This is a genomic window from Shewanella sp. (genome assembly GCF_047975355.1).
Classification (GTDB): domain Bacteria; phylum Pseudomonadota; class Gammaproteobacteria; order Enterobacterales; family Shewanellaceae; genus Shewanella.
On sequence record NZ_JBKEDJ010000065.1, the window covers coordinates 1 to 13248 of the forward strand.

At 48.5% G+C, this 13248-nt stretch carries 11 protein-coding genes and 1 pseudogene; all 12 read right to left on the minus strand.

All coding sequences use genetic code 11. From position 1 onward, the window contains the following. A partial coding sequence (locus ACK5NH_RS16520) for a rhodanese-like domain-containing protein (protein WP_416921841.1) occupies window positions 1-297 on the minus strand: 297 nt, incomplete at its 3' end. 25 nt (window positions 298-322) lie between these two features. Beyond that, on the minus strand, window positions 323-535 hold the full coding sequence (locus tag ACK5NH_RS16525; protein WP_011716505.1) for a DUF2892 domain-containing protein: 213 nt from the start codon (window positions 533-535) through the stop codon (window positions 323-325). Between the two features lie 42 nt (window positions 536-577). Then, window positions 578-3826, minus strand: a complete 3249-nt coding sequence (locus ACK5NH_RS16530) for an efflux RND transporter permease subunit (RefSeq protein WP_416921844.1) — start codon at window positions 3824-3826, stop codon at window positions 578-580. A gap of 36 nt (window positions 3827-3862) precedes the next feature. Continuing rightward, window positions 3863-4876: an efflux RND transporter periplasmic adaptor subunit gene (locus tag ACK5NH_RS16535; RefSeq protein WP_416921846.1), complete on the minus strand. Its 1014-nt coding sequence runs from the start codon at window positions 4874-4876 to the stop codon at window positions 3863-3865. A gap of 185 nt (window positions 4877-5061) precedes the next feature. Beyond that, a complete protein-coding gene (locus ACK5NH_RS16540) occupies window positions 5062-5778 on the minus strand; it encodes an SIMPL domain-containing protein (protein ID WP_416921848.1) in 717 nt (238 codons plus the stop codon). A gap of 158 nt (window positions 5779-5936) precedes the next feature. Beyond that, a complete protein-coding gene (locus ACK5NH_RS16545; RefSeq protein ID WP_416921850.1) occupies window positions 5937-6323 on the minus strand; it encodes a VOC family protein in 387 nt (128 codons plus the stop codon). A 99-nt stretch (window positions 6324-6422) separates the two neighbouring features. Next, window positions 6423-7718 (minus strand): OmpP1/FadL family transporter, encoded by a 1296-nt coding sequence (locus ACK5NH_RS16550; RefSeq protein WP_416921852.1) that lies wholly within the window; start codon window positions 7716-7718, stop codon window positions 6423-6425. A gap of 340 nt (window positions 7719-8058) precedes the next feature. Continuing rightward, window positions 8059-9510 (minus strand): sodium/proline symporter PutP, encoded by a 1452-nt coding sequence (gene putP, locus ACK5NH_RS16555; RefSeq protein ID WP_416921854.1) that lies wholly within the window; start codon window positions 9508-9510, stop codon window positions 8059-8061. A 158-nt stretch (window positions 9511-9668) separates the two neighbouring features. After that, window positions 9669-10373, minus strand: coding sequence for a DUF3379 domain-containing protein (locus tag ACK5NH_RS16560; protein WP_416921856.1), 705 nt, complete (start codon window positions 10371-10373; stop codon window positions 9669-9671). Next, complete coding sequence (locus tag ACK5NH_RS16565) at window positions 10366-10929, minus strand: sigma-70 family RNA polymerase sigma factor (RefSeq protein ID WP_416921858.1); 564 nt, start codon at window positions 10927-10929, stop codon at window positions 10366-10368. Before ACK5NH_RS16565 ends, ACK5NH_RS16560 begins: the two co-directional genes overlap by 8 nt. Window positions 10930-11022: 93 nt before the next feature. Continuing rightward, window positions 11023-12687, minus strand: coding sequence for a BatD family protein (locus tag ACK5NH_RS16570; RefSeq protein ID WP_416921860.1), 1665 nt, complete (start codon window positions 12685-12687; stop codon window positions 11023-11025). Next, window positions 12681-13248, minus strand: a pseudogene (locus ACK5NH_RS16575) (hypothetical protein); the annotation flags it as partial. The gene ACK5NH_RS16570 and the pseudogene ACK5NH_RS16575, both read right to left, overlap by 7 nt.

Sequence of the window (13248 nt, forward strand, 5' to 3'; positions counted from 1 at the left end):
GCGTCTGCCACTACGACAATACAACACCACAGGCGTATCTTTGGCGATACCGCGTTTAGCAAACTCGGCGGCGACTTGCTCAAAGGGAATATTAACCGCATTGGCTAAATGGCCCGCAGCAAATTCTTCTGGGGTACGTACATCGAGCACCATAGCGCCAGCAGCGATTTTTTCCCATGCAACTTGGGGCTCTTGATCGGCGGCACTTGCCGCGTTGGGGACTAAGGCGAGTGATGACAGACTCAAGAGGGCCACCCCCAGTAAGGTTTTACTGCGACACAGTAACTTGTTGAACACTGACTTTCTCCTTTGCAAATATGCATTAACCTTGTCTAGCGATTTCAGCCTCAGATTTGACGCCCAATTTGCGTAATACCATGGCCGCGGGGCAAAAACCCGTAAAAGCGCTTTGGAATAGGTTAGCGCCAACGAAGGCCGTTAACCACAAAAAGTTATGGTGTACAAAAGCGGTTAACACCAAAGACAGTAACACCATAAATCCGGCAAAAGCCATAATGCTGCGTTCGAGTGACATACCTTGCTCCTAGCGGCAGCCTAAAAAGCTGCCTATTGTGGATTAATCGGCTGTTTGAGTTAAGTTTATGCGATTTTTCATCGCGGCGTAGTAAAGCACTGGAATAACGATTAGGGTCAATAAGGTCGAGATGAAAATCCCGAAAATCAGACTGATCGCAAGCCCGTTGAAGATAGGGTCGTCTAGGATAAACAAGGCGCCAATCATGGCCGCCAAAGCGGTCAGCATAATGGGTTTGGCCCGCACGGCGCCCGAGTGAATTACAGCCCGCTCAAAGGGAACCCCTGAGGCGGTTTCCTGATTGATAAAATCCACTAATAATATTGAGTTACGGACAATAATCCCCGCCAAGGCAATCATGCCAATCATCGATGTCGCGGTAAATTGCGCGCCGAGCAGGGCATGCCCCGGCATGACCCCTATCACCGTTAGTGGAATTGGCGCCATAATGATGAGCGGCACGAGATAGGATCTAAATTGGGCGACGACCAATAAATAAATCGCTATCATCCCCACGGCATAGGCGATACCCATATCCCTGAAGGTTTCATAGGTGATCTTCCACTCTCCATCCCAGAGCACGGCGACTGAGTCTAACCCTGTTGGTTGGTGGATATAATGCTGATCGAAGCCTAAGCCACCTTCACCATCGATTTTGCCCGCCATATCAAACATGCCATAGAGTGGACTGTCCAGCGGGCCAGCCATATCGGCAATCACCATCACCATAGGGATCATATTCTTATGTATGATGGGTGCATCGATTTTGCTGCGCTTAATGGTCACCAACTCAGACACGGGCACGGATTGCCCGGTTTGGCTCTGTAACTTCATATTCAGCACTTGCTCTAAATCGATTTTTGCCCCTTCTTGCAGCTGTAGGCGGATTGGCACAGGTTGTTTCTGCTGCGCGATATGCAAGTAGCTCACATCCTTGCCGCCAACCGAAGTTGCAATTAAATCAACGATATTACTATAGGGCACCGCCATCAGGCTGGCTTTAGAGCGGTCGATCATCACTTGCCATTTTTGCTGCGCCGCAGGCAAGAAAATATCAATATCGACCACATCTTTGGTCTCCCGGAACAGTGACTGCAGCTCGTAGGCCGCTTGTTCGCGAATCGCAGGACTTGGACCATAGACTTCGGCCACAATCGGCGACCAGACTGGCGGGCCAGGTGGCACTTCGACGACTTTTACATTGGCCTGATACTGCGCACCTATATGTTGCAGTTCTTCGCGAACCGAGAGTGCAATGCTATGACTATCGCGCTTGCGATGTTTCTTATCGACTAAGTTGACCTGAATATCCCCAAGTTCTTGGCTATTACGCAGGAAATAGTGGCGCACTAAACCGTTAAAGTTCATCGGCGCATTGGTGCCAGCATACAGTTGTAAATGCTCCACCTCAGGCACAGTGGCAAGGTAGCGACTTAAATCCTGAAGCACGCGCTGGGTTTGTTCCACTGGTGTGCCTTCAGGCATATCCACCATAACTTGGAACTCGGATTTATTATCGAAGGGCAGCATCTTTAACACCACGAGTTGACCTACAGGTAAGGCCACGGCGATACCGATAAGCACAAAGACTCCGGCAGCAAGCCCAATCCGTGCCTTACGAGCGCTTTTACCCAGCAGGAAGGGACCGATTAAACGGGTAAACAGGCGCACCATTTTACTCTCGTTCATCTGAGCATCAGCGTCATCGTTGTGGATGGCTTCTGTCGCTGAGCCACTATGGTGTTTGAGCAGCTTACGACTCAGCCATGGGGTTACCATAAAGGCGACTACCAGGGAAATCAGCATGCCCATACTGGCGTTGATGGGAATCGGGCTCATATAGGGACCCATTAATCCCGACACAAATGCCATGGGCAGCAGGGCGGCGATAACGGTAAAGGTAGCGAGAATCGTTGGGCCGCCCACTTCATCGACCGCAACGGGGATAAGTTCACTAAAGGATTTTTTACCGAGCGCCATGTGCCGGTGGATATTCTCCACCACCACAATGGCATCGTCGACCAAGATCCCGATAGAGAAAATTAGCGCAAACAGTGACACTCGGTTGAGAGTAAATCCCCACGCCCAGGAGGCGAACAGGGTGATTGCCAAGGTGATAATAATAGCGACACCCACCACCAAAGATTCGCGGGCACCCATGGTTAAAAAGACCAATACGACAACGGCGCTGGTAGCAAAAATCAACTTAAGAATAAGGGTGTTGGATTTATCCGCCGCCGTCTCACCATAGTTGCGCGACACAGTCACTTCAACATTGCTGGGGATCAACACATTCTTGACCTTAGCGATGCGCGCGAGGGTCGCATCGGCGATATCAACGGCGTTTTGCCCCGGCTGCTTACCAATGGCTATGGTCACTGCGGGGTAAATATCAGTCTTGTCGCTATGCCAAACACTTTGGGTGGGAATATCACTCTTTAAACTGATGTCGGCAATATCGGCTAAATAAACGGGGATTGGTTTTCCCTGCTTATCCTGAGAAATACTCACTACCAGCTGTTTTACATCGTCGATGGACTGTAAAAATTGGCCAGCCTGCACCTTAATCTCTTGATTGTCTTGCACTAATGAGGCTGGCATCGATATGTGATTATTATCATTCAGGCTTTGTCTCAACTTGTCGTAGGTGAGGTGAAAGCTGTTCATCTTGGCGGGATCGATACGCACATTAGCCACCATCTCATGTTGGCCAACGGTGTAAATCTCCCGCGTACCCGGGATCCGCTTGATTTCGGTTTCTAACCCCTGTGCCACATGGGTGAGCTGTTCTGCCGAAACCTGTTTGTCCTTGGACCAGAGTGTCAGGCTAACAATCGGCACATCATCGATGCCTCGGGGTTTTATCAATGGATCGCCCACCCCCGCGCCCCGCGGCAGTTTGTCCATATTGGAGTAAATCTGGTTGTAAAGGCTGACAATGGCATCATTGCGGGTCACACCGACCTCAAAGATCACAATGATCATAGCGCCATCGGGTTGGGAGAAAGAGTAGAGCGTATCTATCCCTTTGAGCTCAGAGATCACTTGTTCGGCGGGCAGGGTGACTAAGTTTTCGACTTCGGTCGGGGTCGCGCCGGGAAAGGGGATAAAGACGTCGGCAAAGGTGACGTCAATTTGGGGTTCTTCTTCCTTTGGCGTCACTAAGATAGCAAATAAGCCAAGCAACAAGCCTAAAAGCGCCAGCAGCGGCGTGATGGCACTGTTTTGAAATGCGGCCGCAATGCGACCCGAGATGCCAAGTGACGTCGAAGATTCAGTAGCGTGTTTCATTCAACAACCTCATCAAGTTGGATATCGCTAGGGAATTTATTGCTTTTGCTCAAGCAACACTTGGTATGCGTCCATGGCGACAATATCACCGGATCTCAGCCCCGCTAGCACCTCGACTTCGCCATCGACAGGTTCTGAGACGCGTACCTGAGTCAGGATAAATTGCTCGCCTTTTTTCAGGTAGACACTGCTGAGTTCATTCATGGTGATAAGCGACGAGGTGGGCAGTTGGATCTTTTCCCGTTCGCCATTTTTAAACATCGCTTTGGCCCACGTCCCCGGTTGCAGATTGGCTTCATCCTTTGGCAGATTAATCCGAACTTGATAACTGTGGCTCACAGGATCGGCAAAACTAAAAATGGTGAGATCCTTAGAGGTGAGTTCGCGGCCATCATTTAAACGCACTCTAAATTCGGGGGCGTTTTTCAGTTGTTGAATATAACGCTGCGGCACTTGGGTGATGGCGCGCATTTGGCTTGGTGAAAACCCTGACAGCAACGGTTGACCGACACTCACGGTTTCGCCCAATTCGACTAACCGTTCGGTGACAATCCCACTAAACGGGGCTGATACCACGGTATATTTAAGGGATTCAGTGGCTTTGATAACACGGGCTTTGGCGGCACTGACGGCTTGCTCGGCGGCCTTGGCATTGGCGGTCGCTTCATCCATGGTGCCCTTTGAAATCGCACCTTGGGGGAAGAGTTCTTTGTAGCGTTTATATTGGGCCTGCGCCTCCACATTCAGCGCTGTGGCTTTGGCGAGATCGGCCTCATAGCTTGCGAGTTCCGCGCCTTGCTCTTTGCTGGTGATCTCGAGTAAGGCTGCGCCTTCTGGTACGACATCATTAACATCGTAGTTGAGCTTAACGATACGCCCTGAGGTTTGCGCCGACACAGTCGCAGCTTTTACCGCCTCGATACTGGCGTCTAAGGTCACCCAATTCGCGTAAGGTTTGCTCATCACCTCTAGGGTCGCCAAGGACGCCGCCTGAGTCGTGAAGGTAGAAAATGCTAATAATGTGAATAAAGTACGTGAGATTGTTGCCATACAAAATCATCCCAAAAATAATCCATGAGTAAATTCTAATGGAGTTGATTTGAATAGGCAATCAATATTTATTAGAAAAAATTAATGTAATCGATTTCACTAATATAGGGAAACGGCGAATGAATCTTCCCTTACATCAATCGCCCTGTCATAGCACTTCAATAATAACCTTAGCCGTTTAGATATCAGTCATTTAAATAATAGGTCAGCGTAGAAACTATGCGAATTTGTTTTATATAAGGTGTACTGCTGTCACGATCGGAAATCGTAAACTGGCCTTGGCTGGCACTCTTAATCTTACCAAGACGTGATTGTGAATCCTTGGCGAACTTTTCTGCCACTTCCCGCGCATTTTGCGTTGCTTCCTGCACCATAGTCGGTTTCACATCATTGAGCGCCGTAAATAAAAATTCGGTTCGGCTCTCATAGTCTTGGCTGCCGATAGCGATACCTTCTTTCACTAGATTTATCATTTTCTTACGTGAACTTAGCATCAAATCAATTTGTGGGGTGTAGACAGAGAGGTTGACCTTAGCCGAGTAACGATACCTCACGTTCGGGTCGACATAACCTTGGGCCTGTCTGTCTTCTATCGTCGGCAGTGATACTGTGATTTCGCTGTCGCTAAAACCCTGTTCCTTGAGGAAGGCAACCACTCTGTCGGTTTTTTGCTGCACTGTGTCATAGAGCTTAGGCAGGTTATTGTCGACTTCGGTGAAGGTGATCGGCCAGATGGCGATATTGGCTTTGACTTCTTTTTCGGCCAGCCCCTTAACTGTGACTGTGCGTTCTAGGGCTTTCATCTCTAACAGCGCCGAGCTGGCACTTTGCCCGACATAGACCATGCCTGCACATAAAAAACCGCCGAGAACGAGGGCGGGGAGTAGATAATTACGTTGCATAACAGACTCTCTCGATGGGATTGTTGATGCTACCTTACTGCAATTATGTCGCTTTGGGCATAGGCAAATGAGTAAAGCTTTGCGCTTTATTGAAAATGCTCAACTTCTATTCAGGATTAGTGAGTGGTTGTTGCAAAAGTGGCTTATAACTTAATGGCTTAGTTTACGGGAGGGATTGGGCTTGGCTGCCATAATTCCACTTTATTGCCATCGGGGTCGATAAACCAGCCGAAGTGGCCAAATTCCGAGTCTTCGATATCTCCAACCTGTTTGCCGCCGCCCTGAGTGACTTGAAGGAGAGCCTGCTCCAGATCGTCAACAATAAAATTGAACATAAAGCTTTTGTCGGTCGGGGCAAAATAGCTGGTGTTATGGTCGAAGGGAGTCCACACATGGTAACCGGGAGTCGGTTTATCGTTGTGGTAAAAGGCCGCACCGCCCCAGTTTTCAATCGGTATTTGCAGATGGGTTTGATACCAAGTTGCTAACGCGACAGGATCAGTACTTTTAAAGAAAATACCACCGAGTCCAATGACTTTTGCCATAAGGGTGACAGTGTAAGTGGGGAATGAATTAACTTTAGGCAATAAATTCGCAAGATACAAAAAAGCCGCATAAATGCGGCTTTTTGAGGCGTAAACAGCTTAGAACTGGTAGCTGTACTGTACTGAGTAGTACATACCACTTGATTCAGTAATCGCATTTACAGGACCTGTAATAGCACTGTTTTCGATCAAGTGAACTTTTTCACCTTTAATATAAGCGATACCGAAGTCAACGGTGTTTTGTGGGTTGATGTGGTAGCTCATACCCGCTGTGTACCAGTTACGGTCAGAGTCTGGGAATGAAATCGAGCTAATTTCGTCCACAACGCCTTGGTCATGCATATAACCTGCACGAACAGTGAATTGTTCGTTGATGGTGTAAGTACCACCTAGGCTGAATAACCATGAATCTTTCCATTGGTATTCTTTCAGTGCAACATCACCAACGGCTTGAGTCACGCCAACCGCTGCAATGGTTGCTGTACCGTCTTTAGCCGTGATTTGATCAAAGTTGCCCCACTGGGTGTGCTGCGCAGTGTAGTGCAGAGCAAACTTAGGCGTGATTTGATGGAAACCAGCTACTTGGAAAATATCCGCTAGCGGTACATCTAAACTGTCAAAACTGGTCGCAACTGGTACAGCACCTACACCTGGGATGCTTGTCATCGAGACAGTATTGATATCGCCTTCAACATTTACTGTTGGGCTGAAACGGTAGCTGATGCCAAAACGGTTGTCTTTATCTAACTCAATAGTGGCACCTACAATACCACCGAAGGCCCAACCGTCAGCGTCTACGTCAACCAAAGGCGTAGTGCCCATATTACGGGTTAAGCGGCCTTCGCCGTAGATGGCATCCAGACCCGCACCGATGCTGAACATATCGTTGATGCGGTATGACACGCTGGCGTTGAAGTTAACTGTAGTAACTTCTGTTTCACCAAGCAGATCATAAGGAGCTGGTGAGCCAGCTGGTAAACTCTTTGAAAGTGAGCTGGCATCAGTACCGGTACCGAAGTTAGAGAATGCGGCAAAACCTACGGCAAACTTATCGTCGATTGGGTGGATATAGAAAATATTCGGGATAACTTTAGAGCTACCCGCATCGTCGATGCTGCCTAAGTCAGCAGCGCCACCGCCAAAGTTAACGTCTTTAACATCAACAGTGATATCGGCATAGGTTAGGCCGAAAGAGATCGCATCTTTATCAAATAGTGCCATAGCTGCTGGGTTACGAGATAACACAGAAGCGTTATCGGCAATGACTGCGTCACCTGCAAATGCACGGCCCATACCTGTGGCTGATTGACTGTTTAATTGGAAACCCGAAGCGAAAGCTTGTGAACTCGCCAGTGCAACAGCAACGGCAAGCAGTGTCTTGTTGAATGATTTCATTATTATTCTCTCATTATTTTGGTATTGGATTTTGTTCGGTCCTAGTTGCCAGAACAAGGCGCAAATCCTTTTATAATCTCCGGCATGTTAGGGATTGTGTGTAATCTCAACAAGTCCGACCAGATTTTAATTTTGTTAAATAACAGTTAATTAAAACAAGGTTGTACTTTAGCATGAACGAATGGTCTGGCCAGATACTTGGTATATTTGGCTTTTATCTGAGGGTAGGGTTTTAATTGAGGTTAATGTTTTGTAACTAGCGAAAGGTTAATAAATTTAAACAAATTGTAAAAAGCGTACACTTGTACGCTTTTTACATTCTTAGCAAAAATTTCTGCTGTTATAACGAGGATTTAAATTGCTCAAATTCTGCGGTAATAGCTTCAGCAGGGCGTGACATTTTACTGACGATAACACCTGCAATAATCGCAAACACAAATCCAGGCAAGATTTCGTATAGATCGAAAATACCACCAGTAAGTTGTTTCCAAATCACCACAGTTAATGCGCCGACAATAATGGTCGCAATTGCACCGTTACGGCTGTATTGCTTCCAGAAGAGTGAGAGCAGTACGACTGGACCAAAGGCTGCACCAAATCCTGCCCAAGCATAGCTTACAAGGCTCAATACACTGCTTTCAGGGTTCAGCGCAATGATGCCTGCGATCACGGCAATGGCCAGCACGCCCATGCGACCTACCATCATCAGCTCGCGATCGTCGGCTTGAGGGCGCAACCACCTGCGATAAAAGTCTTCGGTGATCACGCTCGAGCACACCAATAACTGCGAATCAATGGTACTCATAATCGCCGAAAGAATCGCGGCGATCAGTAATCCTCCAATCCAAGGATTAAATGCAGCTTGTGCTAAGTGAATAAACACGGTTTCTGCATTGGCTAACGGTTGATTAGCAAAATACAGTGAACCTGCCAAACCTGTCGCTAAGGCACCGATCAGGGATAAGATCATCCAGCTCATGGCGATACGGCGAGAAAGCGGCAATGCATCGGCACTACCAATCGCCATAAAGCGCGACAAAATATGTGGCTGACCGAAATAACCCAGTCCCCATGCGAGCAGTGATAACAAACCAATTACCGTAGTTTTGTCACTGATAAGTGCCAGCATGGCGGGATCGATAGATTCAATGCCCGCATGGCTCTCAGGGTGAGAGAATACTGCAAAGGGGATGATTAGCAGGGCGATGAGCATCAAACAGCCTTGGAAAAAGTCGGTCCAACTTACAGCAAAAAAGCCGCCAATAAAGGTATAACCTACGATGATGGCTGAGCCTATCACTAAGGCAACGTTGTAATCTAAGCCGAAGACTTTTTCGAACAGAATGGCGCCGCCCACCATGCCTGAGGAAGCATAGAAGGTGAAGAACACCAGAATCGTAACCGCGGAGACGAGTTTGAGATAACCCTGTTTATCGTGAAAACGTTTCTCAAAAAAATCAGGCAGGGTGAGAGCGTTGTCCGCTAATTGGGTGTAAATGCGCAGACGTTTGGCCACAAACAACCAGTTCAGCCAAGCGCCGACCACTAAACCAATCCCAATCCATGCTTCGCCTAAGCCGCCTAAGTAAACGGCGCCAGGTAAGCCTAACAGTAACCAGCCTGACATATCGGAGGCACCCACGCTGAGTGCAGTCACGGCTGGGCCCATTTTACGGCCACCTAAAATATAATCATCAACAGTATCGGTGGCACGGTAAGCCCAAAATCCTATGCCCATCATCAATACTAAATAGCCAACAAATGTGATTAAAATCGGGGTTTCAATCGTCATATTGTCTTTATCCCATCTTGTTATTATTAAAAGTGGCAAGCATGCTACCAGATGTTTGAGCAAGAACCCATTAGTAGATAAAGATGTGATCGAAATCCGACCTCCTAGCATTAGAAAAGATCGGAGGCCGGCATAAGAAAGGGTTTGATATTAATAGGTTAGATAAAGGTGTTCTTGATTTCGTCTTTTACGAAGCTAAGGTCGGTCTTATCTTTACCCACAAGCAAAATGTATGCATCACCAGCCTCAAAGCCCATACCTTGATATTTACCGTCGGCGAAGGTGTTGTCCAGCACCATGCGTTTTTCAATCGGCACAATAAACAGAGTGACTTTGCCTTTTTCAGCTTGTAGCACTAAGTGCAGACTCTTAACCCCTTGAAAATCACAGTAAGAGGTGTAGTAGACCTTACCGGGCTGCTCAGTAAATTTAGCGTGGCCGAGGTTTTTTAAGGAAGCGAGTTGCGCGTTCACTTGGCTAAAGTTGACATTCTGATCCACTTGCAAGGCGACACCTTCATGGTAAACATGGGCTAAGGCATGCTCGGCTAAATCCACCGGGCCTAAGCGCAACAAGCTGAAACTGATCCCTACAATAAAGGCAATGGATGCGGCCATGGCGACTAAAAAGCCCGTTTGACGACGCTGCTTATGGTGCTGCTGCAATTGTTGGCGCAGGATCAGTTTGTCGGCTAAATCTTCTGGCACATCCACTTTTAAGGCGTGGGTGAGCTTGGCGTTTAAGCTTTTAAGCTCAGCGACGAATGCTTGGTTTTCTGCGCTTTCCTGCATTTGCGCAACAAACTCAGGATCTTGATTATGAGGATCTTCATAAGCTTGACGTCTAAATTTAAGCTCATCCATTGGATTGGCCTCTTACCTCAGTTTTCTCAAGTAGTTCTTTCAATTGATTCCTCGCCCGAAATAAGCGCGTCATCACTGTGTTGCGATTCAGTTCCAAAAGTTGAGCGATTTCATCCCCACTAAAACCGCCAATCAATTGCAGCAATAAGGGTTCCCGATATTCAATATCCAGCTTAGCGATTTGTCGCCTCAACCAATATTGCTCAGTTTGCTCTTCGGTACTGGAGGCGATGTGATCTTCTAAGCTGTCTTGCTCGACATCGGCGTAATCAAATTGTTTGCGCTCGAATCGACGGGCATTTTCGCGCCTAAGAATTGTGATCAACCAAGCCTTCGCCGCTTTATCATCCTGTAGGGAATCTAAAGAGCGCCATGCCCGCAAGAAGGTTTCTTGGGTGATGTCCTCTGCTAACTGCTTATCGCCGCATAACCAAAAGGCATAGCGGAAGATATCGGCGTGCAGCGCCTTGACTAGGCTGTTGTATCGTCGTTGTTTGCTCAGCATGTCAGAAGAGACCGCAGGCTCGACGGATTTCTTTCGCCAGTTAGCAAACATTTTTACGATATTTTCTTTTTATATTACGATTCAAAAGATTACACCTTATTCATTCGATTAAGCCGTGCGTCATTTTGAGTTATCCATCGGTGTTTAGCCATTGGGATTCAGCGGTTGTAATGGCGTAGATTGCTGCGCCATGGGGTGTAGCTTGCCGCTTTTGACCGCGCTTAACAATGCTTTTATTGCGCTTGCCAGTTGGGCGTCGCTATTGGCTTTGCCGCCGTAGGCCAAGGCTTGTAGCTGACGAATCGCCTCTGCTAACTCGCTCGACAGCGCCGCAATTTTATCGAGCGTCATAGGGCGAGCGGCCTGCTCACTACAGTATTGCTGCAATTGCTGCAAAATATCACTGACATTGCCTTTAGCGCAGGCTTGCTCTAAGCCCTTAAGGCCAGAGCCAAGAGCGAGCGGTTGCGAGGCGACTGGTGTATGGGCCGTCGGTTGGCGCTTAAGCGCACGTCGCCAAGCGATAAAGGTAACGGCCCAAGCAACTAATGTCACCAGCCACAGCAGGGCGAACAGATTGGCGCTCCAATGGCTTTCATTATTGTTGGTGCCGGTATTTGCCTGCCAGTTGGGTTCGATAGGCGCGTCGACCACGGCGCCACCTTTTACTTGAATGGTGCGGGCGGGCAGGGTCGCCATTTCTTGGCGTTTAAGATGTGGATTCCACCAAGGCACTTTCACTTCGGGTAAGGTAAAAGTGCCCGCCTTACTGGGAACGATGGCCGAGGTAATACTGTATTGGGAGACAATTTGCGCATCGCGCACAAAGCTTTGGCGCTGGGGTTTTTCGGGATAGGATTTGAGCTCTGGCGGCAGATTTTGCGCGATATCTGGCAGGCTATTCTCATCGGCATTGGAGGCCAATAAGGTGAGCGTGCGGGTGATGGGGCTACCGACGGTAAACTCTTTTACATCCTCAGGAAAACTCTCTTTTAAGGCCACTAAATCGGCCACAAGCCATTGGCCTTGGAAGCTAGTTGGTGCAGGTTCGACTTGAATGCTTAAGGAGGGCGCGCCAGCCTGCATTGGGCGGCTCTCGTTAAAGCCAAACATGCCGCCACGGCGTTGGGATTCTACTAATACATCGCCAGAAAAGGTCGCGCCTTTGATATTCACTTGGCCAGGTAAGTCGGGAATGATGCCATAGGTGCGTTCAATCACGCGGTAACGACGGCCTTCGATGATCTCTGAGCCATCTTTATCTTCGCCGATTTGCTTAATCTGCGCGCCTTCGATAACGGGGGCATTGAGCACGCCGCGTTGCAGTTCGACCGCAAGGTAGAGCTTCACTTTGTAGGTGATAAGCTGGCCGACGTAGGCCTCATCGGTCGAGACTTTGGCATCGATAAATAGATTCTTGGCCTGCTCAGGTTGTGCGCCAGCTTCGACCACCTTTAGGGGGATTTCGGCAGAGCTGACACCATCAATGCTGAAGGATGGAATTGTCAGTTGGCCCTTTTGCTTTGGGGCAAGCAGTACTTGCCAGCGGGTCTCTTTAACCGCATCGAAGTTCATTATCTGGGTGCTACGACTCACGCTGGTGCGACCCACGATAAAATCCTTAAGCAGGATGGAGGTATTGAGTTTACCCGTGTCGACTTCATCGTCGGCACTGACATTGAGCACAAAGTACTCTCCCTCCATCACTGGATTACGATCGACCGACGCCTCGAGTTTGCTCAGGGCAAAGGCGGGCTGAATGACCGCGATGCAAAGCGTGAGGAGGATAAAAAATTGTCTGATCACCACTGTTCGTTATCCCTTGATATTTGGCCATTTTGACGGCGTTTTTGATATTCGAGTTGCATCTTGTTACGCAGCAACACCTGTGGATCTTCACTCACGCCCCGCAGTGCTCGCTGCATCTCTGCGGGCAAAGGCTCGCTGTTGCTCGGCGGCGCTTCAACAGACTCAACCGCGGTGTCTGGGTTTTTATCCGCCTGCACCTGTTTCTCTTTATCCGCTTTTGACGCTACGGCCTGTTGCTGTTCTTGCTCGGCTTTGGACTTATCATCCTCGACCTGTGCCTGCATTTTGGCCTCGTTGCTGGCTTGGTCTTCTTTATCTTCAGCATTATCTTCAGCATTGTTATCGGCGCTATTTTGCTGATTGGCTTGTTGCTCGGCCTGCTGTTGTTTTTGCTGTGCATCTTGCTGATCTTGCTTGGCCTTATCATCACTCGCTTGCTGTTTATCCTGTTCGCCTTGCTGAGGTTTATTCTGCTCGGATGAAGCCTCTTGCTCCTGCGACGGTTTTTCGTCAGCTTGGTCAGGATTATTTTGTTGTTGGGACTGCTGCTCTTGAGACTGA